At 66.9% G+C, this 26,674-nt stretch carries 23 protein-coding genes and 1 pseudogene; 14 read left to right on the forward strand and 10 right to left on the reverse strand.

From position 1 onward, the window contains the following. From BM297_RS21945 to BM297_RS20240, 4 genes and pseudogenes are all read left to right on the forward strand, one after another. Nucleotides 1–316 (forward strand): annotated as a pseudogene (locus tag BM297_RS21945) (IS4 family transposase); the annotation flags it as partial. A gap of 47 nt (nt 317–363) precedes the next feature. Continuing rightward, nucleotides 364–933: a hypothetical protein gene (locus tag BM297_RS20230; RefSeq protein WP_092435344.1), complete on the forward strand. Its 570-nt coding sequence runs from the start codon at nt 364–366 to the stop codon at nt 931–933. A gap of 297 nt (nt 934–1,230) precedes the next feature. After that, nucleotides 1,231–4,026 carry a caspase family protein gene (locus BM297_RS20235; protein ID WP_175526701.1) on the forward strand — a complete coding sequence of 932 codons (2,796 nt, stop codon included), beginning with the start codon at nt 1,231–1,233 and terminating at the stop codon, nt 4,024–4,026. A 55-nt stretch (nt 4,027–4,081) separates the two neighbouring features. Next, entirely contained in the window at nt 4,082–5,884 is a 1,803-nt protein-coding gene (locus BM297_RS20240) for a gluzincin family metallopeptidase (RefSeq protein WP_092435350.1), read from the forward strand. Between the two features lie 48 nt (nt 5,885–5,932). On the opposite strand, the gene BM297_RS20245 is transcribed toward BM297_RS20240, so the two are convergent. After that, complete coding sequence (locus BM297_RS20245) at nt 5,933–6,199, reverse strand: DksA/TraR family C4-type zinc finger protein (protein ID WP_092435353.1); 267 nt, start codon at nt 6,197–6,199, stop codon at nt 5,933–5,935. Between the two features lie 198 nt (nt 6,200–6,397). Between BM297_RS20245 and BM297_RS20250 the strand changes: the two genes are divergently transcribed. After that, nucleotides 6,398–7,375: a hypothetical protein gene (locus BM297_RS20250; RefSeq protein ID WP_092435356.1), complete on the forward strand. Its 978-nt coding sequence runs from the start codon at nt 6,398–6,400 to the stop codon at nt 7,373–7,375. Nucleotides 7,376–7,416: 41 nt separating this feature from the next. Continuing rightward, entirely contained in the window at nt 7,417–8,241 is an 825-nt protein-coding gene (locus tag BM297_RS20255; RefSeq protein ID WP_092435359.1) for a hypothetical protein, read from the forward strand. A gap of 68 nt (nt 8,242–8,309) precedes the next feature. Here BM297_RS20255 and BM297_RS20260 read toward each other — a convergent pair whose 3' ends face one another. Continuing rightward, a complete protein-coding gene (locus BM297_RS20260) occupies nt 8,310–9,176 on the reverse strand; it encodes an isocitrate lyase/PEP mutase family protein (RefSeq protein ID WP_092435362.1) in 867 nt (288 codons plus the stop codon). Between the two features lie 336 nt (nt 9,177–9,512). On the opposite strand from BM297_RS20260, the gene gstA reads away from it, so the two are divergent. Then, entirely contained in the window at nt 9,513–10,121 is a 609-nt protein-coding gene (gene gstA, locus BM297_RS20265) for a glutathione transferase GstA (protein WP_092435365.1), read from the forward strand. A gap of 65 nt (nt 10,122–10,186) precedes the next feature. Here gstA and BM297_RS20270 read toward each other — a convergent pair whose 3' ends face one another. The 3 genes from BM297_RS20270 to BM297_RS20280 all read right to left on the reverse strand — a co-directional run bounded on the left by BM297_RS20270 (nt 10,187) and on the right by BM297_RS20280 (nt 13,492). Continuing rightward, complete coding sequence (locus BM297_RS20270; protein ID WP_092435368.1) at nt 10,187–10,930, reverse strand: TorF family putative porin; 744 nt, start codon at nt 10,928–10,930, stop codon at nt 10,187–10,189. 341 nt (nt 10,931–11,271) lie between these two features. Next, entirely contained in the window at nt 11,272–12,186 is a 915-nt protein-coding gene (locus BM297_RS20275; protein WP_092435371.1) for a response regulator, read from the reverse strand. A gap of 1 nt (nt 12,187) precedes the next feature. Continuing rightward, entirely contained in the window at nt 12,188–13,492 is a 1,305-nt protein-coding gene (locus tag BM297_RS20280) for an ATP-binding protein (protein WP_092435374.1), read from the reverse strand. A 193-nt stretch (nt 13,493–13,685) separates the two neighbouring features. Here BM297_RS20280 and BM297_RS20285 point away from each other — a divergent pair, with 193 nt between their 5' ends. From BM297_RS20285 to BM297_RS20315, 7 genes are all read left to right on the forward strand, one after another. Next, entirely contained in the window at nt 13,686–14,234 is a 549-nt protein-coding gene (locus BM297_RS20285) for a hypothetical protein (protein ID WP_092435378.1), read from the forward strand. A gap of 309 nt (nt 14,235–14,543) precedes the next feature. Then, entirely contained in the window at nt 14,544–15,104 is a 561-nt protein-coding gene (locus BM297_RS20290) for a dimethylamine monooxygenase subunit DmmA family protein (protein WP_139231100.1), read from the forward strand. After that, complete coding sequence (locus BM297_RS20295) at nt 15,101–16,045, forward strand: PDR/VanB family oxidoreductase (RefSeq protein WP_092435384.1); 945 nt, start codon at nt 15,101–15,103, stop codon at nt 16,043–16,045. The genes BM297_RS20290 and BM297_RS20295 overlap by 4 nt, the downstream gene beginning before the upstream one ends. A 13-nt stretch (nt 16,046–16,058) precedes the next feature. Then, nucleotides 16,059–17,084, forward strand: a complete 1,026-nt coding sequence (locus tag BM297_RS20300; protein ID WP_092435387.1) for a heme-dependent oxidative N-demethylase family protein — start codon at nt 16,059–16,061, stop codon at nt 17,082–17,084. Between the two features lie 157 nt (nt 17,085–17,241). Next, nucleotides 17,242–18,375 (forward strand): aminomethyl transferase family protein, encoded by a 1,134-nt coding sequence (locus BM297_RS20305; RefSeq protein WP_092435390.1) that lies wholly within the window; start codon nt 17,242–17,244, stop codon nt 18,373–18,375. A gap of 235 nt (nt 18,376–18,610) precedes the next feature. Further along, nucleotides 18,611–18,955, forward strand: a complete 345-nt coding sequence (locus BM297_RS20310; RefSeq protein WP_092435392.1) for a DMT family transporter — start codon at nt 18,611–18,613, stop codon at nt 18,953–18,955. Between the two features lie 134 nt (nt 18,956–19,089). Beyond that, entirely contained in the window at nt 19,090–19,572 is a 483-nt protein-coding gene (locus tag BM297_RS20315) for a hypothetical protein (RefSeq protein ID WP_092435395.1), read from the forward strand. A 165-nt stretch (nt 19,573–19,737) separates the two neighbouring features. On the opposite strand, the gene BM297_RS20320 is transcribed toward BM297_RS20315, so the two are convergent. The 5 genes from BM297_RS20320 to BM297_RS20335 all read right to left on the reverse strand — a co-directional run bounded on the left by BM297_RS20320 (nt 19,738) and on the right by BM297_RS20335 (nt 26,624). Then, nucleotides 19,738–20,211: a hypothetical protein gene (locus BM297_RS20320; RefSeq protein WP_092435398.1), complete on the reverse strand. Its 474-nt coding sequence runs from the start codon at nt 20,209–20,211 to the stop codon at nt 19,738–19,740. 404 nt (nt 20,212–20,615) lie between these two features. Further along, complete coding sequence (locus BM297_RS20325; RefSeq protein WP_092435403.1) at nt 20,616–21,992, reverse strand: alanine/glycine:cation symporter family protein; 1,377 nt, start codon at nt 21,990–21,992, stop codon at nt 20,616–20,618. Nucleotides 21,993–22,410: 418 nt separating this feature from the next. Further along, complete coding sequence (locus BM297_RS21950; protein ID WP_175526702.1) at nt 22,411–22,584, reverse strand: hypothetical protein; 174 nt, start codon at nt 22,582–22,584, stop codon at nt 22,411–22,413. A 55-nt stretch (nt 22,585–22,639) separates the two neighbouring features. Beyond that, a complete protein-coding gene (locus BM297_RS20330; RefSeq protein WP_092435406.1) occupies nt 22,640–24,007 on the reverse strand; it encodes an ammonium transporter in 1,368 nt (455 codons plus the stop codon). A 274-nt stretch (nt 24,008–24,281) separates the two neighbouring features. Further along, the gene (locus tag BM297_RS20335) at nt 24,282–26,624 is read right to left on the reverse strand and encodes a trimethylamine N-oxide demethylase (protein ID WP_092435409.1); all 2,343 of its coding nucleotides are present in this window, start codon (nt 26,622–26,624) and stop codon (nt 24,282–24,284) included. Nucleotides 26,625–26,674 lie beyond the last annotated feature (50 nt).

The raw sequence follows: 26,674 nt of genomic DNA on the forward strand, positions 1-26,674 counted from the left end.
CGACGTGAAGAGCCTGCGTTTCGGCTTCGCCTTGGACCTGCACCGCACGCGCTGCCCGCGCCGCATCGAGATTCTGCTGCTGATCGCGGCGCTGGCCTGTTATGCCCTCTACCTGGCCGGCCTGTATGCCCGGCAATCCGGAGAGGCGCGCCGCTATCAGTCTAACAGCGTCAAGACAAAGCATGTCCTGTCACTGTGGCGAGTCGGCCTCGAATACCTGAGGCGGCACGCCGGGGCGCTACCCCGGCATGTGCTCGCCGCTATCGAGTACCGACTGCGTGACGAAGTGCATCAGCAGGCACAGGTGCTGGGGTAGATTTGTGGGGATTCCTCAGGGTCAGTGCCGGTTTCGAAAGTGGCAGCATGGTCGGGTTGCAGTGGAAGGTGAAAGTCTCCCAGCAGGACCAGGATCTCGTGGCGGCCCAGACAACCATCGCTGATCTCAAGGTGCAGAACGCGAAGCTTGAAAAGGCCCTCGAAGAAGCGAATCTGCAGATCGCCGACGTCGAATTGAAGAAGCGGATTTCCGAACTGGCGAGTGTCAACGCAGAGGTTCTGCCCGCTGCCTCTCGGGTGCAGAGCTCATTGCAGCAGAGCATCGCCGCCAATACCGAATTCGTGCAGCAGTATCAGGTTGCCAGTCCGGCTTCTGCTGAATCCTGGGCGGTGGTTTTCGGGGGCGATGCGACCTTGCCGGAAGCCAGGCACGAAACGGAAATGGTGGCGCGCAAGGTCGCTATCAATAATGCCAGCATTTACTACCGGCAGGGCTCTTACCGGAGTGTCGTGGTGGCCGTCGACCGGGGGCAGGCCAACCAGTTGCTGAATGCCCTCAAGCGCCTGAAGGGGGATGCGTACATCGTGAACATGTCCACCTGGTGCCCCCGCGCAGAGGCGCGCGCCGGTTTCCTGGAATGCGCAGCCCCCGGCTGAACGTGCTGCAACGGCCAGCAAATCGCGTCATGCAGGTCTCTTGATTGCCAATGGCTATTTCCGCAATGAGTGCTTCTTCTGCTTGATTCTGAGCTTTGCCTGAGGCGACGACCGGCCCTTCCGCGTCCTTGTCAGGTGCCTGTGGCCGTCTAGATTCCAGATGGCCTAGCACCGCGCGCAAGCGCATTCAGGAGGCCGATCATCATGGCTACCCCAGTATTCAAGCGAATTACTCTGGAGCAATTTGCAGCGTTGTTGCTCCAGTTTCCCTTCACTCGGCAAGTCGATGCGGTGCATATGCACCATACTTGGCGGCCGAGTCATCGCGATTTCAAGGGACATGAAACCATCGTCGGCATGTGGCGCTTCCATACCCAGGAGAAGGGGTGGAGCGATATCGCCCAGCACATCACCATCGATCCCGAGGGCTTCATCTGGTTGGGACGCAACTGGAACCGGCCACCGGCCAGTGCGGCCGGCCATAACGGCAATTCCGCCTTCGGCCCGTTCATGTTCGAGATGATCGGCGACTTCGACCAGGGCCACGATTCCCTCGTCGGCGCCCAGCGTGAAACTGCGCTGCGGGTGGTCGCGCTGGTTCAGCAGCGTTTCGATCTGCCGGTCACCAGTCTGCGCTTCCACAACTCGATGTCGGCGAAGTCCTGCCCCGGCAGCAGTCTGGTCTATGACGATGTCGTGGCGGCGGTCAATCAGATCCGTGCCCAGGGCCGCGGGCTGAGCCGGGCCATGGTCGCCGGCGGAGTGGGCGAGGGACCGTTTCCGGAAGAGCGGAGCCTGGCCACCCGGGAGGCGATCGAGGCCTTGTCGCGCGTCAGCGCCGCGGCCGACGATCCTGCCGACGCCGAGCTGGCGCATGACGATGTCGAGGCCGCAGCCAGCGCTGCCGTCGAGCGGCAGGAGCAGGAGCAAGAGGTGGCGGAGTGGCGGCGCGAGCTGTCGCCGCAGCGTCTGACCGCGTTGCAGCCCCACGTGATCAACCTGTCCCTGGGGCGATTCTCGGCCAGCGGCAGGATCAGCACCACGGAGTCCGATGTCGACGCCATTTTCGAGGAGCACCTGGTCAGGGCGCTGGCGGAGGCCAGGGCGCAGAACCGCAAGTTGCGCCTGCTGTTCTATGCCCATGGCGGGTTGGTCAGCGAGTCCAGCGGCCTGGCCATCGCGGAGAAGCACATCGACTGGTGGATGCGCAATGGCGTCTATCCGATCTATTTCGTCTGGGAGACCGGTCTGTTCGAGTCCATCGGCCAGATGCTCAAGCGGGCGGTGTTCGGCAGTCCGCGCGGCTTCATCGACTCGGCCAATGATCTGCTGATCGAGAGCGCGGCCGAGCCGCTGCGTGGACCGAAGATCTGGGGCGAGATGAAGCTGAGTGCCGAACGTGCGGCGCAGCCGCAGCTGGGCGGCGCCTGGCAGGTCGCCAGCAGGCTCAAGTCCTTCTGCGATGCCCATCCCGGCGAGATCGAGCTGCACGCCATCGGCCACAGCGCCGGCGCGATCTTCCACAGCCACTTCCTGGCGGCGGCGCACAGTCTTGGCGTGCCCGTGTTCGACACGCTGCAGTTCTTCGCGCCTGCCGTGCGGGTGGATACCTTCAAGGATCAGCTGCTCGGGCTGCTCGATGCCGGCAAGGTGGCCAGGAAGCTGACGCTGTTCACCATGAACAAGCACTACGAGAAGGATGACAACTGCGCCCAGCTCTATCGCAAGTCTCTGCTCTACCTGATCTTCAACGCGCTGGAAGACAAGCGAGGTACACCGATACTCGGCCTGGAAGAGTGTCTGCGTGCGGACGCCGATCTGAAGCGGCTGTTCTGCCTGGATGGTCACCCCGCCGGGGCTGGTGAAGTCGTCTGGTCGATGTCGTCGAGCGACAGCGGTCGTTCGGCCAGCCATGCCACCGCCCATGGCGATTTCGATGACGATCCGCCGACCATGAACAGCGCCGTGCGGCGGATTCTCGACCTGCCGGATGATGGTGTGATCGACGGCTATCCCGCCAGGCTGCGCAGGTCCACTGCCGAGATGAACTGGGCGGACGATATCGACTGGCCGGAGGAGTTCGAGCCGTCCCATGCGGCCTTGCCGGCCGAGCCCCCGCCGCTGCCGACTTCGACCCCGTTGCAGGCTGCACCCGTCGTTGCCGGCCCGGCAGCCACGGTCGTGGGAGGGCGGCGCATCGCGCTTTGCGTGGGTATCAATGACTACCCCGATCCCCGGCATCGTCTGGCCGGTTGCGTGGCCGATGCGCGGATGTGGGCCAGCTCCCTGAGCCGGCTCGGGTTTGCCAGCGCGCTGTTGCTCGATGGCCAGGCCACGCGTGAGGCGATCGACCGCAGCCTGCGGGCTATGGTGGAAAACGCCCGGGCGGGCGATGTCATCGTCTTCCAGTATTCCGGGCACGGCACCTATGTGACCGACCTCGACGGCGATGAAAGCGACAGCCGTGACGAGGCGCTCTGTCCGGTGGACTTCGCCAGCGGTGCGCTCTACATCGACGACGACATCGCCGAGGTGTTCGCGCGGTTGCCCGAAGGCGTGAACCTTACCTGCTTCATGGATTGCTGCCATTCGGGCACCAACAGTCGCTTCGCGGTCGGTTCCAGCGGCGGTCGGCCGCTGCATGCGCGGGATGCGCGCCGCCGCTTCGTGCCGGCGACGGCGGAGATCAACCAGGCCCACGTGCTATTTCGGCAACGGCTGGGGCGGGCGGCGCGGCATGGCGGCAATGGCGGTGCCGAGCTGATGCGCGACATCAAGTTCGCCGCCTGCCGCGACGACGAGGTGGCGTGGGAAAGTGATGGGCATGGCGAGTTCAGTGTGCATGCCACGCGCGTGCTGGATGCGGGCATCGAGGGGCTGACCCACGAGCAGTTCCTCCAGATGATCCAGGCCGACTTCGGCCCGTCGCCGCGGCAACACCCCCTGCTCGACTGTGTCGAGCAGGCCCGTAGCGGTAGCCTGCTGCAGCCACGGCAAGCCGAGCAGCCGCTCGAAGTGGACAACGTCCTGCTGATGCAGACGCTGTGGCAACTGCAACGGCTGGTCGGCCAGCTGGCGCGCCATGGGGGATGACGCGGTGGCAGGGGCGGCGCAAGGCGGGTCCGGAGGAGCCGGGACTGACGCCGCGATGGGCTACACGCTGGGGGAAGCATTCGGCTGGACGCCGAATCTCCCCTACGAGCGACAGCCGGGCGATCCCTTGTACCGTCCCTTGCGCATCTACACGGTGGATCCATCCTTGCCGCGGCTCGACGGCGCCATCGCTACCCTCGAGGTGCCCTACGAGCCGCTGGATCCGGGGCCCCGGGGACGGTTGTTCCACGTCGACAACCACGATGTCCAGCTCGGTCTCGACTACCGCTGCGCCGAGCTCGACGAGCGCAATGTCCTGATCGCCGATGGCTACGCTCCCTCGCCCTCCGATCCGCGTTTCCATCAGCAGATGGTCTATGCGGTGGCGAGCAAGGTATACCTGAGCTTCCGGCAGGCGCTGGGGCGCGATCCGGCCTGGGGGTTCGGCAAGGCCCACGAGCCGGCCCGGCTACGCCTGTATCCCCACTACGGGGAAGAGCGCAACGCCTACTACAGCCATGACGGGCAGGAGGGGGGGATCCGCTTCGGCTACTACAGGGCCGACGCCAAGCCGACCGACGCCACCCTGCCGGGGGGCTACGTGTTCACCTGCCTGTCCCACGACATCATCGCCCATGAGGTCAGCCACGCCCTGCTCGACGGCCTGCGCCCGCGCTTCTGCATTCCCGTCGGGCCGGACGTGCCGGCGTTCCATGAGGCCTTCGCCGATCTGGTGGCGATCTTCCAGCACTTCAGCTACCGCAGCGTACTGATCACGGCGATCCGCCGCTGCAAGGGCGAGCTGGCGCACGCGCAGCTGCTCACCCAACTGGCGCAGCAGTTCGGCCATACCACCGGGCACGGCGGTGCCTTGCGCTGTGCGATAGAAGCCGATCAGGAAAAGCCGCGACTGTATGACCCGGAACTGGAAGCCCATGAGCTGGGGACGGTACTGGTGAGCGCCGTGTTCGAGGCCTTCACCCGTATCTTCGCGCGCAAGACGGAGCGCCTGATCCGGCTGGCCAGCAACGGCAGCGGCATATTGCCGCCGGGGGAGATTCCGCATGACCTGCAGATACTGCTGGCCGAAAAGGCCAGCCAGTTGGCCGGCGAGTTCCTCGGCATCTGCATCCGCGCCATCGACTATTGCCCGCCGGTGGCCATCGGTTTCGGCGATTACCTGCGTGCCCTGATCACCGCCGATCATGACGCGGTGCCGGACGACAGTTGGGACTATCGCGGGGCGCTCATCGACAGTTTCCGGCGGCGCAATATCTATCCGCATCTGGTGGCGAGCCTCTCCGAGGACGCCTTGCTCTGGCGCCCGCCGAGGCTGGAGCTGCCGCCGGTCGCCCATCTCGACTTCGCCTCGCTGCGTTTTCGGGGTGACCCCGGACATGCCGCCAGCCTCGATGAGCTGCGCCGGCAGGCCCATGAGCTGGGCCGCTATATCTGCCACACGGAGAGGCTGGAGGAGTTCGGACTGGTGGCGGCGGATGATCCGCGACTGGGCGGGGACCGGGTCAGCCTGCCTTGCATCCAGTCGATCCGCACCGCCCGTCGTGTCGGTCCCGACCGCCAGGTGCTCTTCGATCTGGTGGCGGAAGTCACCCAGGAGCGTCGGGTCGCGGCGTCGGAGCACGGCCCGGGGTTCTCGTTTCACGGCGGCGCCACGCTCATCCTCGATCCGCGCGGGGAGGTACGCTACACCGTCTCGAAAAGCGTGGTCGGCCATGAGCGGCTGGAGCGGCGGCGGGCGTTTCTGCAAGGCCGCAGGGGGCGCCGCTTCTGGGCTGTGGAGGCTGGACGTTATGTGCCGCGCGACGATGTCTTCCGACTGGCACATGTCGACGAGTAAGACTGAGTGCCCCCCTGGGGCTGCCGGCCCCTTCGGTCCGGGGCCGTTTCAGCGCAACTGGCTGTCCTTGCTACCGCGGCGGTTGTAGCCGCTGAACACCGCCTGTTGCTTGTCGTGCTCGCTCTGGCAGGCGACGCACAGGCGCACGCCGGGTATCGCCTGGCGGCGCGCCTCGGGGATGGGCGCGTCGCATTCCTCGCAGTGCGTGAGGCTCTCGCCGCGCGGCAGCTGGCTGCGCGCGCGGGCGATGGCGTCCTCGATGGTGCTGTCGATCTGTTCCTGTACCGCTCCGTCGTTGGTCCAGCCGCCGGCCATGTCGCCTCCGCGAGGGTGGGGGAATACTTTTCAAGATATGCGCCCGGATCTGTCCGGATGCAAGGGTGATGTGCTCCGCGTTGCGACCTATGGATAGCGGCCGCCCGGAGTGACGGCGCCCGGTGCCTGCGCATATGCTCTGCGCCACGGGCGCAGTGATCGCCTGATCCAACAAGAACAAGAATGCAGAGGTAGCAAGTGATCGTTCCACAATACTGGGCCGAGGCCCGCGCGCAGCACCGGCGCAACGGCAAGCAGATCACCGTGCGCCGCTTCGGCTGGTCCGACGTCGGCCAGGCGGAGGCGCAGGCCAACGCCGAGCGGCGTGCCCAGGAGGCGCTGGACGGCCTGCGCGACGGCGAGAAGCTGGCGCGCCGCGAGCCGAAGGTGCCCTACAACGGCGCCGAGGGGGTGCCGATCCGCGAGGAGATCGTCGCGCGCCACGACGACGTGCTGATCACCCGCAATTCCTACGGTGCGCGCTGCCTGAACACCGCGGACGTGCTGTTCGCCGACATCGACTTCGAGCAGCAGCCCAGCCTGCGCTTCGCCATCGGCGTGTTCGCCGCGCTGGCGGCGCTGGGCCTGCTGGCCGGCTGGCTGAGCGAGTCGGTGCAGGTGCTGGCGGTCGTGCTGCTGATCGCGCTGTTGGCCTCGGGCCTGCTGGCCGGACGGGTGCATCGCCTGTACCTGGAGCTCAACGGCGGCCATCTGGCCACCGCGCGCAAGCGCATCCTGCGCTTTATCGAGCGCAACCCCGGCTGGAGCTTTCGCCTGTACCGCACTCCCGCCGGCCTGCGCGCGCTGGCCACCCACCGTACCTTCGCCGCGGACGATCCGGCGGTGGCGCACTGCTTCAGCGCGCTGGGTGTCGATCCCATGTACGCACGCATGTGCCAGCGACAGAAGTGCTTCCGCGCGCGGCTCAGCGCCAAGCCCTGGCGCATGGGTGTCGCCCATCACCTGAAGCCGCGTCCCGGCGTCTGGCCGGTGGCGCCGGAGCGCCTGCACGCGCGCCGCGACTGGGTCGAGCGCTACGAGACGGCGGCGCGCGGCTATGCGGCCTGCAGCTTCCTCGAGGTGCTCGGCAGCGGGGTGGTCGCGCCGGCGGTGGCCCGGGTGCAGTGGCTGCACGACGAGCTGTCCGGCGCGCAGAGTCGCTTGCCGCTAGCCTGAACATGCCGCCACTGCCTGGCGGCGTGCAGAGGAGAAGCGGCATGGCCAAGACGCTGGGGGTGCTGACCATCCACGGGATGGGCGAGACGCCGAGGGACTACCACGCCGACTTCTACGGGCGGCTCAGGGATGAAGTGGGCGCAGCGCTGTGGGGCCGGGTGGTGTTCAAGGCGCTGTATTACCAGAACATCATCCAGGGCAACCAGGAGGATATCTTCAGGCGCATGCGTCACCAGCTGGACTGGATGAAGCTGCGCAAGTTCCTGCTCTACGGTTTCTCCGACGCGGCCTCTCTGGAGTACAAGAAGGAGGCCCACGCCAGTCCCTATCTGCGTACCCAGCAGATGATCCTGCACACCCTCGATGAGGTATTCGACGAGGCCGGTGCGCTGCCGCTGGTCATCGTCGCCCAGTCGCTCGGCGGCCAGGTGATCTCCAGCTATATCTGGGACGCGCAGCGCCCGTCCGGCGCCAGCGTGGGCGTCTGGCACGGGACGCGCAGCGATGGCGTCGCCAGAGGCTCGGAGCGCGACCGCTTCCGCCGCCTGCAGACCCTGCGGCGGCTGTACACCACCGGCTGCAACATTCCGCTGTTCGTCGCCGGCCACCCGAGCATCGAGGCGATCAACGCACCGCCCGGCGGCTTCCGCTGGATCAACTTCTTCGACGAGGACGATGTACTGGGCTGGCCGCTGCGCCAGCTGAGCCCGTCCTATGACCAGCTGGTGGAGGATGTGGAGGTCAACGCCGGCGGAGGGCTGGTCGGCACCCTGATCAAGTCGTGGAATCCGCTGAGTCACGAGGCCTACTGGAGCGATGCGGCGGTGGTGAGGCATATCGCCGCGAGCATCCGCCAGCTTTCCTAGCCGGCCGCAAGACGGCGTGGCCTATCGGCGCGCTGCCAGGCGGCCGCTGAGTCCGTCCCCGCTGCGGTTCACTCCTTCACGTTCATGTATTCCCGCGCCCAGGTGATGTAGTCGTCGGGGTTGGTGTACTTGGTCACCAGCTCCGAGGCGCTGAGGCCGTTGCCGGCGGCGATGCCGCGCTGCTCGCGCAGGCTGTCGTAGGTGGCCTTGATCGCCGCGAAGTAGGCGCCGTGGCCGTCGACCACGATGCGTACGCCCAGCTCGGCCAGGCGGCAGTCGTCGCGTAGCTCCGGGTTGCCGTAGGTGACCAGCATCAGCGGGATGTGCAGGTCTTCGGCGATGGCCTTGAGGTGCTCGCAGTCCTGCACACCGACCAGGCAGATACCGTCGGCACCGGCAGCCTGGTAGGCCTGGGTGCGGTGGATCACTTCCTCCAGCGGCTGCACGCCGGCGTGGGTGCGGGCGATGATCGCCATCGCCGCATCGTCGCGTACCGACAGGGCGGCGCGCAGTTTGCCGACGCCTTCCTCGACGCCGATCAGGTCGTAGGACTTGCGGCCGAACTGGGCCGGCAGCAGGGTGTCCTCGAGGGTCAGCGCGGCGACCCCGGCGCGCTCCAGCTCGATGACGGTACGCATGGCGTTGTGCGCGTTGCCGTAGCCGTGGTCGGCGTCGGCGATCACCGGCAGGCGGGCGACGCGGCCGATGCGGGTGGCCTGCTCGGCGAATTCGCTGAGGGTGATCAGCGCGATGTCCGGCGCGGCGAGCACCTGCAGCGAGGCGACCGAGCCGCCGAGGATGCCGACCTCGAAGCCGAGGTCGGCGGCGATGCGCGCGGACAGCGGATCGAACACCGAGGCGGTGTGGTAGCAGGCGGGGCTGGCGAGCAGGGCACGGAAGGCTTCGCGCAGTTGGTGATGACAGGCTCTTTGCATGATGTTTTTCCTGTATGTCTTCGTCTTGTCTTTTATCTCTCGATTGTTGCAAAAGCTGTACCCAAAAGTCGTATTGCGCCATTGACTGGCATTTGGGCCGTTTATTTGCGGGTGGAGTGGCGAAATGACGCCGCTACCCGGGTGCTGGTGGCGGAAATCCGCCGTGGATGCCCCCGTGCTGAGCAGGCCTGGGTAGTTGCTCTGCGCCATCGACTCGTGTCCGCGGTCAGCAGCGATCCGGAGCGATTCAGCTACCCTTTAGGGCTGTGCAAGAACACCTTGGCGGTCTGGAAATCACATCAGGTCGCGCTTCAGCTTTGCCCGAGGAGGAACGATATGAAGCTCTACTACACCCCCGGCGCCTGCTCGCTGGCGCCACACATCGTGCTGTGCGAACTGGGCCTGCCCCATGAACTGGTCAAGGTGGACCTGAAGACCCACACCATCGAGGGCGGTGGCGACTTCTACGCCATCAACCCCAAGGGCTACGTGCCGTGCCTGGAGCTGGAGTACGACCAGGTGCTCACCGAGGACGCGGTCATCCTGCAGTACCTGGCCGAACTCAAGGGTGACGTCGGCCTGCTGCCGCCGGTCGGCAGCATGGAGCGCTGGCGCGTGCTGGAGTGGCTCAACTTCATCAGCAGCGAACTGCACAAGGGCCTGGGCACGCTGTTCAACCCGGCGGTGACTCCCGAGTGGCGGAGCGCCGTCCTCGAGCGGGTCGCCCTGCGCCTGGGCCTGGTCAACCAGGCCCTGAAGGGCAATGCCTTCCTGTGCGGTCGCCATTTCACCATTGCCGACGCCTACCTGTTCACCATCGTCAGCTGGACCGGCTTCATGAAGATCGACCTGGCGCCCTGGCCGGAGCTGGCGGCCTACCAGCTGCGGATGGCCGAGCGCCCGTCGGTGCAGCAGGCGATGCGCGAGGAGGGGCTGCTCAAGTAGCGCTGCGCGTGAATGCAAAAGGGGCGCCGAATGGCGCCCCTTTTGCTGTCGGCCGGGAAAGCGGCTTACAGGGTCTTGGACACGGAAACCACGAAGTTGGCGTCGCAGTAGTCGTCCTTGCCGATGAAGTTGCTGCACTCGTCGTCGCTGAGACTGGTGTCGGTGTAGGTCAGGCCGAAGTCCAGGCCGGCGAGGGTCTTGGTCAGGCCGATCGACCAGTCGTTGTAGCTGTCCTCGTCGTTACCGCTGTTGCTGAAGAAGGTCGGGTCCTTGAAGTCGTAGTTGCCGTACTGCAGGGCCAGGCCGATCTCGTAGGGCAGGGTGTACTCGTAGCCGATGTAGGAATACAGGGTGGTGTTGTCATCGGCGAAGTCGTCGGAGTAGGCGGCGCCGACCTTGAAACCGTAGGCGGTCAGGCTGCCGTAGTACTCGCTGTAGTTGAGGGAGCTGTTGCCCGGATAGTCGTACTTGATCCAGCCCAGGTCGTAGGAAACGTTCTCGGTGATGTCGTTGCCGAAGCCGAGGTAGTAGTCGAACTCCACATTGCCATCGACGGAGTCGCCGAAGTCGACGTTGGAAGCCCAGGTACCGACGTACAGACCGCTCTCGTGGGCCACGTCCAGGCCGCCCTGGATGGCGCCATTGCCCTGGGTCTGGGAGATGCCGCGGAACATGTAGTCCGAGGCCAGGCCGACGTTCATGCTGACGTCGAAGTCGCCAACGGGGCTGTTGACGGTTTCGGCGACGGCGAAGCTGCTGGCGGTCACGGCGCTGGCGGCGGCGATGGCGAGGGTCAGTTTCTTGAGCATGGTGTGTGTCCCTAATGGTGGAGCCGAGTGTTCATTTCCCCGGCTTGTAAGTCGGTGACAGCTTTGGAATAAGCTGATTGGGCTTATGCATTTGCCTTGCCAACTTCAAAAAACCATTTAGAAACAATTACTTGCCGTTTGTTGTGGATATTTTTAAGTGTTCGAGGGATCTAGCGGAGACCGTGCTTATGCACTGTCATGGGGCGTGCTTGCCGCGAAGAGGCATCGCGGCGGGGCTGTGTGCCGCCGCGAGGTGGGGAACTTTCTGGGCAGGTGCAGACCCGCCGTTGACGGCGGGGCGGGGCGGGGCGGGGCGGGGCGGGGCGGCGTCGGCTGGCGACTCAGGCGCTCAGGCGTTCGCGCAGGCGCCCCAGCATGCCCATCAGGTTGCCGACCTTGTTGCGCTCGCGGTCTTCCTTCGGCGCCTCCGCCAGGCGGGTCATCACCTGTGGCGGTTGGGCGCGCCAGGCCTGGGCCTGACGGGCGGCGGCGCTCAGGCCCTTCTCGAACAGGCCCGGGCGGATCGGCTTGGGCAGGTAGCGGAAGATCTGCGCCTCGTTGATCAGGCGCAGCAGGGCCTGGGTGTCCTGGAACGGGGTGACCACCAGGCTGAGCAGCTGCGGGTGGGCTTGGGCCAGGGTCTTGAGCAGCGGCGCGGTTTCCTCGCCGGCCAGGCGCAGGTCGCTGATCAGCAGGTCGACCGTTTCCGCATTCAGCTGCTGCAGGGCTTCGGACAGGTTGCGCGCGCGCAGCAGGCGATGGCCGCCGGCGGTGCAGAAGCTGTCGACCGTGGACAGGGTTTGCGCATCGTCATCGAGCAGCAGGATGTTCAGGCCGACGTCGAGGGTGGCCGCTTCCGGCAGGCCGGGTGCCGGCATCTGCCGCGTGGCGATTTCCGCCGCCTGGCGCAGGGTGAAGGCCATCTCCTGCTGGTCCCACGGCTTGGTCAGGTAGCGGAAGATGCCGCCGTTGTTGAGCGCATCGACCGCGGCGTCCAGATCGGAGTAGCCGGTGAGCAGGATGCGCAGGCTGTGCGGGGCGATCTCGCTGGCCTGGGCGAGAAACTCCGCGCCGCTCATCTGCGGCATGCGCTGGTCGCTGACGATGATCTGCACCGGCTCGCTCTTCAGGCGCTCCAGCGCACGCCGCGGGTCGCTTTCGGTGAGCACGTCGTACTGGCGGCGGAACTGCATGGCCAGGCTGCGCAGGATGCGTTCTTCGTCGTCGACGAAGAGGATGCGGGTCGGGGCGTTCATGTCAGGCACTCTCCTGAAGGTGGGGCGCTTGCGGGCGCGGCAGCCGGATCAGGAAGCGTGTGCCTCGCCCCGGCTCGGAGGCGACGCGAATGCTGCCGCCATGGTCCTGGATGATCTTGAAGCTGATCGACAGGCCGAGGCCGGTGCCCTGGCCGACCGGCTTGGTGGTGAAGAAGGGGTCGAAGATCTTCGCCAGCACCTCGGGCGGCATGCCCTTGCCGCTGTCCTGCACGGAGATCAGCACGGCGCCGTCGTCGGCCCAGGTCTTCACCAGGATGCGGCCGAAGCCCTCCATGGCCTGGGCGGCGTTGTTGAACAGGTTGAGCAGCACCTGGTTGATCTGCGACGGTGCGCAGGGAATGCGCGGCAGATCGCCGAGCTGGGAGATGACCTCGGCCTTGTCCTTGATGTTGTTGCGGGCGATCACCAGGGCGCTGCGCACGCAGTCGTTGAGGTCGATGTCCTCGCTCATCGCGCGGTCGAGGCGGGCGAAGTTCTTCAGGCCGACGACCAGCTCGCCGATCTGCTCGAGGCCGTACAGGGTGTCGCCGAACAGTTGCTGCAGGTCTTCCTTGAGCAGTTCCGGCGCGGCCTGTTCGCGGGCCTCGATGGCCTCGCCGAGCGCGGCGCTCAGGCGCGCCTCGTCGCAGTCCGGAGCATGCAGGCAGTCGAGCAGGGTGCCGTGGGTGTCGGCCAGCTGCAGCAGCGGCTGCTTGAGCTCGCGCAGCAGTTGCACGTTGTTCTTCACGTAGCCCAGCGGGGTGTTCAGTTCGTGGGCGACGCCGGCGACCATCTGGCCCAGCGAGGCCATCTTTTCCGACTGCACCAGCTGGGCCTGGGACTCCTTGAGATCGACCAGGGTCTTGCGCAGCACCGCGTTGCGCTGGGCGATGCGCTGCTCCATGGCCTTGAGCAGGTCGAGCACGGTGCCCAGGCCCCGGTAGCAGCCCTGGGCGTCGACCAGGATGAACTCCTCGGTGATGGGGTAGTGCAGCTGCGAGGTGACGGTGTGGGCGGCCTCCTCCAGGCTGGTTTCCAGGCTGACCACCAGCGGCGCGGCGTTCATCACCTCGCCCACCGGCTTGCGTCCGTGCAGGTCGCGGCCGAAGCGCATCATGAAGATGTCCTGCAGGGTATAGCGGCTGATCAGGCCCAGCGGACGGCCAGCGCCGTCGACCACCGGCAGCGACAGGAAGGCCTTGCACTCGGGGGTGAGCAGGCGGTCGGCGACATCGGCGATGCTGGTGTCCGCCTCCAGCGGCGGCATGGGCTTGAGCAGGTGCGTCAGCGCGCTAGTGGTGGTCATCGACGATTCCCAGGGTCCCTATCCAGAGCCGCCATTGGAACAGCGCAAGGTTGCGATGTTGTGACCGGCGTCCCGGTCGGTAGGCCATTTATCCGCCAGGCGCGTGCGCATGGGGCGGCGAATAACTTTCCCGCCGGCTCGCGGCATCGGCGAAAATGCCGGCGAATTTTCTTGGCTCCCACAGGACCTCTCCATGAAAGACCAGCTGATTGAGCTGATCACCCTGATCAGCTCGGGCTGCATGCGTGACGACGACATCGCGCGCATCGCCGACGAGGCCGCCCAGGCCTACGCCGATCCGCAGGCGTTCCTCGCCGCCAACCCGGACATCAACTACGACGACGACTTCCCGATCCCGCTCGGCGAGTGGGTGGTGGTCGGCAGCCTGCCGGATACCGTGCTGTTCTTGGGCGACAGCCCCAGCGAGCTGTTCCAGCAGATCCGCGACTCCTTCGGCCCCGGCGTGCCCTTCGTGCTGACCGCCAAGCAGCTGGCCAAGGCCGACCTGCTCAGCGCGCTGCGCCGCATCCAGGTGCAGCTCAGCGCGCTGTACCCGGAGAAGGGCGGCTACGTGCTGGTCGACTTCAGCGAGCCGCTGGACGACGAGCTGCAGTGCGTGCTGGTCTACACCGCGGACCTGCCGCGGGTGCTGGCGCTGGCGGTGGAGGTGGGCATCTACGCCGCGCCGGCCTACGAGAGCCTGCTGGCCGCAGCAGAGGCCGAGGACGAAGACGCCGAGTAAGCCTTCCCGGCCAAGCCGCCGGCATGCCGGCGGCTGCCATCACTTCTTTATTGCCCCCGTTCCGCCCCGCCAATGCCCCTTTTCGGTCTGTCGTGCGCAAGCGTTGTGCACGCCGCGGGCTGCGCTGGCGGGCGTGCAGGCGTGAAATTTCCCCTGCCTTCGTAAAACCCTTTTCAGATCAATGGCATGCCAAACAATGGCATGCAACGTGCTTTCCCTTTAGGAACTAAATGTTCTCTTGGGTAATTTTCTGCGGTGTGTGACGGCTTGCTGGCCGTCTGTTCCCGCCGAGGCATGGGAGGTCTGAAGATGAGTGTCGAAGCTGCTGGAGTGATGCGCAGCAAGCCGGTGTACGCCGCGGTCCCGCCGCTCCCGGGTGCGGGGCGGCGCCTGCTGGTGACCCAGGACGCCAGCCTGGCAGAAGCGGCCGATCTGCATGGGCAACTGAGTGCCGACGGCCAGCCGCTGGAGCTGGCCAGCCTGCGTGGTGAAGCGGCGTGGACCGGCGGGCTGGCCAGCTGCGGCGCGTTCGATCGCCTCGAGGTGCGCCTGCTGAGCCTGTTGTCGTCGGCCCCGGTCGGCACCCGCCTGTACGTCTGCGGCGACGAGAGCTTCCTGTGGCGCATCTATCGTCTGGCGCGCAGCAGCGGCCTGCTGGCCGAGGAGATCGAGCTGGTCAAGGTCGGCAGCTGCCGCGAGCTGTACTGCGTGCACTGCGCCACCCAGCAGAGCATCGGCGCCGAGAGCGCGGTGACCTGCCGCGGCTGCGGCGTGCATCTCATGGTGCGCGAGCATTTCTCCCGCCGCCTCGGCGCCTACATGGGCGTGTGCCTCGACCCGGACCAGCCGCACGGGGAGGGCCGGCCATGAACCGCTTGCTCGATGTGCGGGTGACGGCGGTGCGCCAGCTGACCCCGCTGGTGCGCGAATTCACCTTCGCGGCGGAGCAGGGCGAGCTGCCCGGCTTCTCCGCCGGCAGCCACGTGCTGGTGCACCTGCCGACGCCGCAGCGCAGCCTGCGCAACGCCTACTCGCTGCTCGGCGATCCGGCCGAACCGGCGCAGTACCGCATCGCCGTGCGCCTGCAGGAGGATTCGCGCGGCGGTTCGCGTTACCTGCACGAACAGGTGCAGGAGGGCGACCGCCTGCAGCTGTCGCCGCCGGCCAACCTGTTCGCCCTGCACTCCCAGGCGCGCCATCACCTGCTGATCGCCGGCGGCATCGGCATCACCCCGTTCCTCGCCCAGGTCGCCGAGCTGGAGCGCCGCGGCGCCAGCTTCGCGCTGCACTACGCCTGCCGCGGCGGCCTGACCGACGCCTATCGCGGCGAGCTGGCCGCGCGGCTGGGCGAGCGTTTCCAGGCCTACGACGCCAGCGCCGGCGAGCGCCTGGAGCTGGCTGCGCTGCTCGCCGCGCAGCCGCTCGGCACGCATGTCTACGTCTGCGGCCCGCAGCGGCTGATCGACGGCGTGCGCGCGGCCGCCGCCAGCCTGGGCTGGCCGGCCGGCCGGGTGCACTGGGAAGCCTTCGTCGCCGCCGAACCGGGTGAGCCCTTCGTCGCCGTACTGGCCAACAGCGGCCGGCGCATCGCGGTGCCGGCCGAGGCCAGTCTGCTCGAAGCGCTGGAAGCCGCGGGCGTGGAAGTGCCCAGCCTGTGCCGTGGCGGCGTCTGCGGCCAGTGCGCCACGCGCTACCTCGCCGGCGAGGTGGAGCACCGCGACGGTTTCCTCGCCGAAACCGAGCGCGCCGACCAGCTGATGCCCTGCGTTTCCCGCGGCCGTTGCGGCAGCGCCCTGTTGCTTGATCTGTAAGGAGTAGTCCGTCATGTCCGTCACCCTCAAGCCGCTGGAAAGCTACCGGGACGATTTCACCTTCCGCAACAGCCCCGAGGCCATCGCGCGCTTTCCCTTCCCGTTCCCGGAAGATAAGTACATGTACTCGGTGAACATCGAGCCGGCCGGCAGCGGCGCGCCGGGCTCGGTGTTCGAGCACTGCTTCGACATCGACGAGCACTACCGCTCGGAAACCGCCGAGCGCGCGCGGGTGCTGAAGAAGGACCCGCAGCGCTGCATCGTCATGCCGCACATGCACGAGGCGAGCTGGGACGCGCTGGAAATGCTGATGACCCACCTGGCCGCCGACTACCCGGAGCTGTTCCGCCTGAGCTGCGACGGCGACCAGTGGACCTGGGAGAACCATGCCCTGGACCTCCGCCAGCGCTTCACCTTCGGCGACGCCGACACCTTGCCCTACGAGCCGCTGGAGTACATCGGCCGCCAGGTGCAGGGCGACTTCGCCCTGCTCGACCAGCGCGACGGCGACCTGTTCATGGACGCCGGCATCGTCACCGGGCCGGCCGACTGGTCGCTGGCCTTCGACGCCGGGATGAGCTTCAAGCAGTGGCACGCGCCGGTGCCGATGGCCCCCGAGCTGGGCGTGTTCGACCGCGCGCTGAAGTACCTGCTGAACATCGCGGTCGAGCGCCCGGTGCGCCGGCTGAACTGGACCATGACCATCAATCCGCGCCTGGACACCTCCTCGGAGACCTTCCACGAGTGGGGCCACGAGCGCGGCCAGGTCACGGCCGACAACGTCGCCGGCTTGGTGCACCTGCGCGTCGAGCTGCAGCACATGGCGCGTCTGCCGCGCAGCAACGCGCTGCTGTTCGGCATCCGCACCTACCTGATCAGCCTCGAGGAGCTGGCCAGCAACCCGGCCTGGGCGCGGCGTCTGCACCGCGTGCTGCGCGACCTGCCCGAGGCCATCGCCGACTACAAGGGCCTGACCCGCTACCGGCCGCTGGTGGTCGAGTGGCTCAGCCAGTTCGATCCGGAAAGCGCGGCGGCCTGAAGCGGCTGCCCGCGCAGGGTGGGTAACCGCGCCGCGTTACCCACCCTGGACTTCTTCGGTGGATAAGCCGCAAGCGGCGTTATCCACCCTACCTCTACCGCCTTGCGTGCGCCGGATGGTCCGGCGTGCCCCGACAAAAAGATCCAAGGAGAACGACATGGCCAATTCCTGGCGCATTTCCGCCCTGAGCGAACGCCACCGCGCACTGGGCTCCAAGCTGGAAGACTGGAACGGCATGGGCACGGCCTGGACCTACGAGGCCACCGACCTGGCCGACGCCCACGAGGCGATCCGCACCCGCGCGGGGCTGATGGATGTGTCCGGGCTGAAGAAGGTCCACTACGTCGGCCCGCACGCCGAGTCGCTGCTCGAGTACGCCACCAGCCGCGACATCGCCAAGCTGTATCCGGGCAAGTCGGTGTACGCGACCATCCTCAACGACGCCGGCAAGTTCATCGACGACTGCGTGATCTACCGCACCGGGCCGAACGCCTTCATGGTGGTGCACGGCGCCGGCAGCGGCTACGAGATGCTGGTGCGCTCGGCCCAGGGTCGCCAGGTGGCGGTGCTGTTCGACGACGACCTGCACGACCTGTCGCTGCAGGGCCCGCTGGCGGTGGATTTTCTCGCCGAGCACGTGCCCGGAATCCGCGAGCTGCCGTACTTCCACCACCTGCAGACCAAACTGTTCGGCTGCCCGGTGATGATCTCGCGCACCGGCTACACCGGCGAGCGCGGCTACGAGATCTTCTGCAAGGCCGCCGATGCGCCGCTGATCTGGGACACCATCCTCGAGAAGGGCCAGCCCATGGGCATCATCCCCTGCGCCTTCACCGCGCTGGACTGGCTGCGGGTGGAGAGCTACCTGCTGTTCTTCCCCTACGACAACTCGGAGATGTATCCCTTCGCCGACCAGGCAGCCGGCGACAGCCTGTGGGAGCTGGGCCTGGACTTCACCGTGTCGCCGACCAAGGCCGAGTTCCGCGGTGGCCTGGAACATGCAAGGCTCAAGGGCAAGGAGCGCTTCAGGATCTTCGGCGTGCTGCTCGAAGGCGAACAGGCGGCGGCCGGCGGCGACACCCTGTGGGCCGACGGCAAGCAGGTCGGGGTGATCACCTGCGGCATGTATTCGCGCCTCACCGGCAAGTCGATGGCCATCGCGCGCATGGAAGTGCCCTACGCCGAGCAGGGCTGCCCGCTGGAGGTGCGCGGCAGCGTCAACGTCAAGGCCATCGCCCACGCGATGCCGTTCGACGATCCGGAGAAGAAGAAGCGCACCGCCAAGGGCTGAGGCGTCTTCTCCGTTACTGGGTTCCTGGGGCTGGGAACAGGGCGGCACAGGGATGTGCTGCCCGCTTTCATTTCAGAACCTGCCCACGATCTGCTGCGCGTCGGTCATGCTGCGTTGAAATCGGTTTCGGAATGCTCATTTGCAACCAGCAAACTCCGCTTCCTCAACCGATTTCGCCTTGCCTGACTTTAGCTCGCGAGATCGTGAGCAGGTTCTCTGGGGGAGGGGAGTCGATATGTTCACTGGAACCAGCGCCGGCTGGTGGTTTCTCATCAGCGCCGGCATTTGCGAGATCTGTTACGCCGCGGCCATTCCCCGGACCGAAGGCTTCACCCGGCCGTGGCCGACGCTGTACTGCGCGCTGTTCATCGGCCTCAGCCTGTACCTGCTGGCGCTGGCCATGCGCACCCTGCCGGTGGGCACGGCCTATGCCGTCTGGGTCGGCATCGGCGCGGTGGGCACGGCGATCTATGGCATCACCTTCCTCGGCGAGGCCGCCAGCGCCGGACGCATCGCCTGCCTGCTGCTGATCGTCGCCGGGGTGGTGGGGCTCAAGGTGTTTTCGCCGGCGATGGCCTGATCAGGTCGGCTCGCCAGCTACAAGCGCGGCAGATCCGTGCGCCGACATGCCACCTTTGTCTGACGTCAAAAATCGTCGCGCATGGTTCTCCGGCTGCTAGCCTTTACAATAGGCGCTGCCAGAGGAGGCGAAGGATGGAAAGGAATTATCGACAGCAGGCGTGGCTGGACTCGGCTGAAGCCTTGGACTTTCTGCACGAGCTGACCGGACTGGCCAGGTCGGCCGATGAACTGCTCAAACTATGCGAGGCCGAGCGCTGCACGGCGTACATCGATTGTGGGTTTGCCGTGGGGCCGGTGCCGGAGGACCTGCTGTTCGTGCGCAAAATCAGGGGCGCCGGCCATTGCGAGCTGCTGGAAGCCGGCGAGGTGGCACTGTCTCCGAGCGCTTCGCGCAGTGAGCCTTTGCTGCGCGTCAGCGGCCATGTGCTCGTGCGCGGCATGGTCTGGGTCTGGTCGGACGACAAGGCGTCGGCAAGCCGGGAAGAGGGCATCTGGCGTCTCGATCTGAGCCATCTGTGCCGCACGCTGTATTTCAAGCCCGCGGAAATCGAGGCCCTGGCGGTCCGTCTGCAGGCGGGGCCCCTGGCGAACCGGGAGCAGCGCGCGTCGGCCTGACGCAGGGCGCGCGGTTTTTTCGCCCAGTGTTGTGCCGGCCCCGTCTTCCGTATTTGCAGAGCGCCCACACGGGCCGCCACCCGGCCCGGGGGACCGGCACGCGTGGGTTGTGCCGGCCGCGAGGAGCAGCCTCTACTACTCAAGCAGCAGGCTTTTGCGCCGTTGTTACTGTTTCGCGCTGCTGGTCAGGTTCATATAGTTCTTGCGGCTGAAGCCGGCGGTCAGCGGAGCGCCTTCGTAGTTGCAGGAAACCCCCACCTTGAGCATGCGCTTGTGGTCGTAGTAGGTGTGATTGCCGGGCTGCTTGATGGCCAGTTCCATCTCGGCCGGGTTGAGGCCGAGCGACTTCAGTACGGCTTCCGATTCGATCTCTTTTTGCGGATTGCACGGCGGGGTATTGGTGAACTCCACGTCGACATAGTCGACGGTGCCGCCATTCGACTCCAGAAGCACATGGCGATCGGCGCTGTCGAAGACGATGTTGTTTGCCTGGTTGGGTTGTACGCCAACACGGTTGGCAACCTCTTTGACCGGCATGTCGATGTATTGGAACGGCGTGTTGGCCTTACCGGATTCGGCAACAGCCAGGCCGGTGCCCATGAGGAAAACCACGCCGACAGCAGCAAAGCGAATGTTCATGTAGTTCCAGGATCTTGGGGGTCAGGTTCAATAATCACGCATGGTCACGCTGGCGCTGATCCATTCGTAAACCGTCAAGTTCCCTGCAACGCTTGCAGTGTTGAGCTGGAAACTTGAGCAACCCTGCAAGTATCTCCAAGCCCGGCCGCGCTTTGAAGTCGATGAATGTCTTAGGCGTTGGCGGCTGATTCGCCTGACTTTGTGCGTGTTTTGCGCTTTACGTCACATTTCCGTGCCGGTTGCCGCGCGCCGGCTTGATCGAGCGCAATGGCCCCGGCGCCGATTCGGGGTCGGGATATCCCCGACCAGCAAACCCAGCCCCCGCAAAAGCCCATGCCCGTATCGCAGGATACGGGCATGGGCAGGGGTCTGCGCGTGGCCGGGCGCCGTCAATTGCGACCAGCTCAGTTCGACTGCAGCGCGACCGGTGCAGCCGCTGGCGGCTGGGCGAAGTAGGCGCGGGTCAGCTTGATCACCACCGGGCTGAGCAGCAACAGGGCGATCAGGTTTGGGATGGCCATCAGACCGTTGAGGGTGTCCGACAGCAGCCAGGCGAAGTCCAGCTGGGCCACCGCGCCGAACGGCACCGCCAGTACCCAGAGCAGGCGGTAGGGCAGGATGGCCCTGGTGCCGACCATGTACTCCCAGCACTTCTCGCCGTAGTAGCTCCAGCCGAGGATGGTGGTGAAGGCGAACACCACCAGGGCGATGCTGAGCAGGGCGCCGCCGAAGCCGGGCATGGCCGCCTCGAAGGCCGCCGCCGACAGCGCCGCGCCGCTGACGCCGCTGGTCCACACGCCGGTGGTGATGATCGCCAGGCCGGTCAGGGTGCAGATGATCAGGGTGTCGATGAAGGTGCCGAGCATGCCGATCAGCCCCGAGCGCACCGGGCTGTCGGTGGTGCCGGCGGCCTGGGCGATGCCGGCGGTGCCCAGGCCCGCCTCGTTGGAGAAGATGCCGCGGGCCACGCCGAAGCGGATCGCCGCCATCACCGCGGCGCCGGCGAAACCGCCGGTGGCGGCGACCGGATTGAAGGCGTGGTGGAAGATCAACGCGAAGGCGTCGGGGATGGCCGCGAAGTTGACCGCCAGCACCACCAGGGTGGCGGCGATGTAGACCACGCACATCAGCGGCACCAGCGCGGCGGCCACCTTGCCGATGCGGCGGATGCCGCCGAGGATCACCAGACCGACCAGCACCATGCTGACCACGCCGGTCAGCCAGGCCGGCACACCGAAGGTGCCGGTGAGGGCCTGCGCCATGCTGTTGACCTGGACCATGTTGCCGATGCCGAAGCCGGCGAAGCCACCGAACAGCGCGAAGGCGCCGCCCAGCCACAGCCACTTGCGGCCCAGGCCGTTCTTGATCGCGTACATCGGGCCGCCGACGTGTTCGCCGTGGTCGTCGACTTCACGGTAGTGAACCGCGAGGACCACCTCGGCGTACTTGGTGGCCATGCCGACCAGGGCGGTGCACCACATCCAGAACAGTGCGCCGGGGCCACCGAGGAAGATGGCGGTGGCCACGCCGGCGATGTTGCCGGTACCGACGGTGGCGGCGAGGCAGGTCATCAGGGCCTGGAAGGGGCTGATCTCGCCGCTGCCCTCGGGGCCTTTCTTGCGCCCCTGCCAGAGCAGGCGGAAGCCGGGGATGATCTTGGTCAGCGGCATGAACTTCAGGCCGAGCATGAGGAACAGACCCGTTCCCAGGATCAGGGCCAGCATGGGCGGACCCCAGACCAGACCATTGAGGCTGTTGACCAGAGCGTTCAGGGATTCCATCGAGGGTTCCTCTTTTCTTGTTGGTATGCGTCGAGGCTCCCCGTACCTGCCGGCAATGGCCTGTCCGAGGGTGCGACCTGACGATTGAGCGTTTCGCGTGAATCGACGTGTCCTGGGCTGCGTCCGCTGCGGGGGGCACGGCGGACACGGCATGGGCCGACCAGGACAAGCTGCGCCGTGGCGAGTGATCTGGGAGATTTCGCTGGGTCGGCCTGTCGGAGCTGGCGGCGGGCCAAGTATATGGCGGTGGTTTTGGGTTTTTTGGCTGTTTGCAATGCCGATTTCGGGGGAAATTCCCGCGAAAGTGCCGGTCGGGGTGATGCGGTGGTCTCGAGGGCCGGGCGGGTGAGGGGGAACGTGGGGGGCAGGGGCGTGGCGGGCCGGGCGGCCGGCATCGCGCGATGCCGACCGCGTTCGGCTACTTCTTCAGCATCGGGGCGTCGTAGCTGTGCTTCTCGTGGCGGACGGTGGCCCAGATGGCGAAGACGGTCAGGGCGACCCCCACCACCAGGATCACCGCCATCACCGCCGGCTTGTCGGCGAAGGTGTAGATGGTGCTGGCGCCTTCCCAGCTGTTGATCGGACTGCTCATGGCATTGCTCCTTTGGCTGGCGCGGCGCTCATCCGCCGCGCACTGGGGATGGTGTTCAGACCGGGGCGGCCTGGGCGTTCAGCTTGGCGCTCGGCGCGCCGGCAACCACGGTGGTGCCGGCGCCGGTGATGGCCCACTCCGGGTAGGCCTGGGCCGGCACCTCGACCAGATCCAGACCGCGTTCCTCGGCATGCGCGGGGACGCGCAGCCAGCCGGCCTTCTTCATGGCCAGGGAGATCAGGTAGCCGGGGAAGAAGCCCAGCGCGGCGAGCACCACGGCGCCGCCGAGCTGGCCGAGGAAGTTCACCGCTGGGGCGCCTTCGGCAATGTTCGGGTAGCCAGCGATGAACACGCCGCTGATCACCAGGCCGGCGAAGCCGCCGAAGCCGTGCACGGCGAAGGCGCCGACCGCATCGTCGAGGCCGCGCTTGACCAGCAGGTTGTGCACCAGCGGCGCGGCGGCGGCCACGCCCATGCCGATCACGTAGGCCAGCGGCGGGTAGTAGACGTCGAGGCCCGGGGCCACCGAGACGATGCCGACCAGGCCGCCGGACATCATCCAGAACGGCTCGCGGGTGGTCAGGTAGGCGCCGATCAGGCCGCCGGCGAAGCCCATCAGGGCGTTGAAGGCGAACGCCGACAGGGTGGCCGGCTGGCCGTAGATGTTGGTCCACTGGCCGCCGACGTTGTAGATGATGCAGCCGCCGAGGAAGCCGAAGAAGCCGACGATCACCAGCATCAGGCCGATCACGCTCATCGGCATGCTGTGGCCGACGATCGGGTTGGCGCTGCCGTCGGCGTTGAAGCGGCCGAGGCGCGCGCCGACGTTGATCACCACGCCGAGGGCGAAGAAGCCGGCGATCAGGTGCACGCAGCCGGCGGCGCCGACGTCATGGAAGCCCCACTCGGTGGTCAGCCAGCCGCTCGGGTGCCAGCTCCAGGCCGCGCCGAGGATCCACACCACCGAGCCGAGGATGATCGCCAGGACGATGAAGGCGCTCATCCGCGTGCGCTCGATGATCGCCCCGGACATGATCGACGCGGTGGTGGCGGCGAACAGCACGAAGGCGGCCCAGAAGATGCCGGTGGCATTGTCCTGCACGTTGGGGCCCATGCTCGAGCTCCACGGCAGGCTGGCCGCGGCGCCGCCGAGGTCGGGAATCAGCCCGCCGGCGAAGCCGTTGTAGATCCACCAGCCGAAGAAAAAGAAGGTCGGCACGATGAAGGCGAAGGCGAGGATGTTCTTCACCCCGGCGGTCAGCGCGTTCTTCAGCCGCGAGGCGCCGATCTCGTAGGAGAGGAAGCCGGCGTGGATCACCACCATGAAGGCGATGCACCACCAGTAGAAGATCTCCATGTTGATGGTGTCGGACATGCGGATAAGCTGGTGCAGTTCTTCGAGTGTGGGGGTTGCCTGTTCCATAGATGAATCCTCGATGCAGTGTGAGGGCGGATCATGTTGGGCAGATCGAGAGGCAAGGCATGACCGTGGCGGCACGGTCTTTATTTTTGGTTATAAAAAGTTCTTTTGGTGAATAAGCAAGCGCTGTGCCATCCCCGTAGTCCTTGTCTTTCAATGACTTGGTGTTGCAGTGCAAAAATGTCGCGGGCCGGCATGCCCCGCGGTAGCCCAGAGCGCACCCGGCATGCCCGCAAATGGGCCGCGGTTGAGCGGTTGAGCGGGCATGCCGGCAGCCTCAGGCGCGCACCCGGCTCTTGTCCGGGTCGTAGAAGATCGGTGCGGTCACCGTGGCGGCGATGCGTTTCTGCTGGCCGTCGAGCTTGCCGATTTCCACCACGGTGCCCGGTGCGCAGTAGCCGATATCCAGGCGGCACAGGGCGACGTTCTTGCCGGTGAGCGGCGAGCGGGTGGCGCTGGTGACCACGCCGATCTGCGCGCGACCGTCGCGCACGCAGTCGCCGTGGTGGGCCGCTTCGTTGCCCTCCAGTTGCAGGCCGACCAGCTTGTGCTGCGGATTGGCACTGCGGCGCAGCAGGGCCTCGCGGCCGATGAACTCGTCCTGCTTGCTCTTGAGCGGCACGCAGAAGCCGATGCCGGCCTCGAACGGGTCGGTCTGGTCGCAGAACTCGTAGCCGGCGAAGATCAGCCCGGCCTCGATGCGCAGGGTGTCCAGCGCGTGCAGGCCGAGCGGCACCAGGCCCAGCGGCTCGCCCAGCTGCCACAGGCGCTGCCACACCTGCAGGGCGTCGTTGGGATGGCACCAGATCTCGTAGCCCAGCTCGCCGGTGTAGCCGGTGCGCGAAACCATCAGCGGGCAGCCGTTGTAGTCGTCGAGGCGGCCGACCAGGAAGCGAAACCAGCCGAGCTCTTCGAGTTTCGGCTGGGTGCCCGGCGTCCAGATCATCTGCTGGAGCAGCTCGCGCGAGCGCGGCCCCTGCACGGCGACGTTGTGGATCTGCTCAGAGGCGGACTTCACCCACACCTTCATGCCGAGCTTCTCCGCCTGCTGGCGCAGCCAGTCGCCGGCGAAGTCCTCGCCGCCCACCCAGCGGAAGGCGTCCGGGCCGAGACGCAGCAGGGTGCCGTCGTCGAGCATGCCGCCGTGCTCGTAGCACATCGCCGAGTAGACCACCTGGCCGACCGCCAGCTTGCGCACGTCGCGGGTCAGGCAGTAGTTGAGCAGCGCCTCGGCGTCCGGGCCGAGCACCTCGAACTTGCGCAGCGCGGACAGGTCCATCACCGCCACCCGCTCGCGGCAGCCGTGGTACTCCTCGATGGCGCCGAAACCCGAATAGTGGGTCGGCGTCCACCAGCCGCGGTAGTCGACGAAGTTGCCGGTGAGCGCCGAGGTGGCGGGGTGGAAGCCACTCTCGCGGGTCAGTACCGGGTCGGCGTCGGCGGTCTTGCGGGTGGCCATGGCCATGCTGAAGCGCTCCTTGGCGGAATACACGCGGATGTGGATGTCGGTCGGCTGCCAGCCGTTGGCCGGGTCGATGTCGTCCGGGCAGGAGCTGCTGGCGCACACCAGATCGGTCATCGCGCGCAGCAGCACGTAGTCGCCGGGACGCGACCAGGGCTCGTCGAGGGTCAGCTGCTGGTGGGCGTCGATGCCGGTGTTGAAGAAGAAGTTGATCGCCGGCCAGCCGGCGCGGGCAGTCACGCCGTGGGCGGCCAGCGCGCGGCTGAGGTTGTCGCTGCAGTTGGCGTGGCCGAAGTAGCCTTGGCTTTCGTAGTAGCGCGCGGTGCAGGCGAGGGCGAAGGTGTCGTGGCGGCCGACGGTGTCGCGCACCACCTCCAGCATCGGCTGCAGGTCGCGGTCGAAGAACTTGCTGAACAGACCGGGGCCGGGGTAGGCGTTGCCGTTGAGGGTGCGGGTGACGGTTGGGTCGAGGTCGATCTCGCGCCCGCCATCGAGGCCGCGGCGGTCGAAGGCGACGAAGTCCGAGCACTGCCGCCCGGCCACATCCAGCACCTGGAGGTACTGGCCGGCCGCGACCACATAGTCGCGCGCCGTGCCGGGAGTGATGGTGAACTCGTCGACCAGTTCGCCGAGCGGCGCCGGCAGCGGCGGGGCCAGCACGCTGCGCGGGTTGGCGCGCTGGATCAGCAGGCGCAGCTCGCTGGCGCGCTGCTGGCTGTCCACCGCGACCCGCCCGCCGGGGGCGGCGACGATGACCAGCAGTTCGCTGCTGGCAGTGAGGCTGCGCGAGAAGCCGGCCGGGGTGTCGCCGTCCCACAGACGGGCGGCGTCGGGCAGCTGGCGGCAGTCGATGTCGCGCTTGGCCAGGCCGAGGCGGGTGTGCAGCGACTCATTGCTGCCGTCGCTCAGCAGCGCGGCGATGAAACGCGCGCCGGGGCTAGCGGTCAGGCCGAGGTCGGCCAGCGCGGCGTGGCCACCGGCAGCGAAGGCCAGCAGTTCGGCGCTTTGCCGGCCTTCGAGATCGATCACCTCGAGGCGGTCGCCGGCTTCGAGGGCGACCACGGTCAGCCCGCCCGGAGCGACGCGCTGGCGCTCCAGCGCCGGGGCGCGGGCGAACAGCGCGGGTTCGCGCGGTCGAGAAATCACGGGCATGTGCATGCAAGGCTCCTGGACGGGGCTCGATGGGGGGAGGCTGTTGGTGGGAGGCC

This window comes from Geopseudomonas sagittaria, from assembly GCF_900115715.1.
Lineage (GTDB): Bacteria > Pseudomonadota > Gammaproteobacteria > Pseudomonadales > Pseudomonadaceae > Geopseudomonas > Geopseudomonas sagittaria.

Bases quoted from the DNA above. Each gene is read 5' to 3' on its own strand.
- BM297_RS20270 (WP_092435368.1), bottom strand. From the start codon at position 10,930: ATGCTCAAGAAACTGACCCTCGCCATCGCCGCCGCCAGCGCCGTGACC.
- BM297_RS20255 (WP_092435359.1), top strand. From the start codon at position 7,417: ATGGCCAAGACGCTGGGGGTGCTGACCATCCACGGGATGGGCGAGACG.
- BM297_RS20240 (WP_092435350.1), top strand. From the start codon at position 4,082: ATGGGCTACACGCTGGGGGAAGCATTCGGCTGGACGCCGAATCTCCCC.
- BM297_RS20335 (WP_092435409.1), bottom strand. From the start codon at position 26,624: ATGCACATGCCCGTGATTTCTCGACCGCGCGAACCCGCGCTGTTCGCC.
- BM297_RS20310 (WP_092435392.1), top strand. From the start codon at position 18,611: ATGTTCACTGGAACCAGCGCCGGCTGGTGGTTTCTCATCAGCGCCGGC.
- BM297_RS21950 (WP_175526702.1), bottom strand. From the start codon at position 22,584: ATGAGCAGTCCGATCAACAGCTGGGAAGGCGCCAGCACCATCTACACC.
- gstA (WP_092435365.1), top strand. From the start codon at position 9,513: ATGAAGCTCTACTACACCCCCGGCGCCTGCTCGCTGGCGCCACACATC.
- BM297_RS20235 (WP_175526701.1), top strand. From the start codon at position 1,231: ATGCACCATACTTGGCGGCCGAGTCATCGCGATTTCAAGGGACATGAA.
- BM297_RS20295 (WP_092435384.1), top strand. From the start codon at position 15,101: ATGAACCGCTTGCTCGATGTGCGGGTGACGGCGGTGCGCCAGCTGACC.
- BM297_RS20300 (WP_092435387.1), top strand. From the start codon at position 16,059: ATGTCCGTCACCCTCAAGCCGCTGGAAAGCTACCGGGACGATTTCACC.
- BM297_RS20330 (WP_092435406.1), bottom strand. From the start codon at position 24,007: ATGGAACAGGCAACCCCCACACTCGAAGAACTGCACCAGCTTATCCGC.
- BM297_RS20280 (WP_092435374.1), bottom strand. From the start codon at position 13,492: ATGACCACCACTAGCGCGCTGACGCACCTGCTCAAGCCCATGCCGCCG.
- BM297_RS20320 (WP_092435398.1), bottom strand. From the start codon at position 20,211: ATGAACATTCGCTTTGCTGCTGTCGGCGTGGTTTTCCTCATGGGCACC.
- BM297_RS20285 (WP_092435378.1), top strand. From the start codon at position 13,686: ATGAAAGACCAGCTGATTGAGCTGATCACCCTGATCAGCTCGGGCTGC.
- BM297_RS20315 (WP_092435395.1), top strand. From the start codon at position 19,090: ATGGAAAGGAATTATCGACAGCAGGCGTGGCTGGACTCGGCTGAAGCC.
- BM297_RS20245 (WP_092435353.1), bottom strand. From the start codon at position 6,199: ATGGCCGGCGGCTGGACCAACGACGGAGCGGTACAGGAACAGATCGAC.
- BM297_RS20325 (WP_092435403.1), bottom strand. From the start codon at position 21,992: ATGGAATCCCTGAACGCTCTGGTCAACAGCCTCAATGGTCTGGTCTGG.
- BM297_RS20290 (WP_139231100.1), top strand. From the start codon at position 14,544: ATGAGTGTCGAAGCTGCTGGAGTGATGCGCAGCAAGCCGGTGTACGCC.
- BM297_RS20260 (WP_092435362.1), bottom strand. From the start codon at position 9,176: ATGCAAAGAGCCTGTCATCACCAACTGCGCGAAGCCTTCCGTGCCCTG.
- BM297_RS20230 (WP_092435344.1), top strand. From the start codon at position 364: ATGGTCGGGTTGCAGTGGAAGGTGAAAGTCTCCCAGCAGGACCAGGAT.
- BM297_RS20305 (WP_092435390.1), top strand. From the start codon at position 17,242: ATGGCCAATTCCTGGCGCATTTCCGCCCTGAGCGAACGCCACCGCGCA.
- BM297_RS20275 (WP_092435371.1), bottom strand. From the start codon at position 12,186: ATGAACGCCCCGACCCGCATCCTCTTCGTCGACGACGAAGAACGCATC.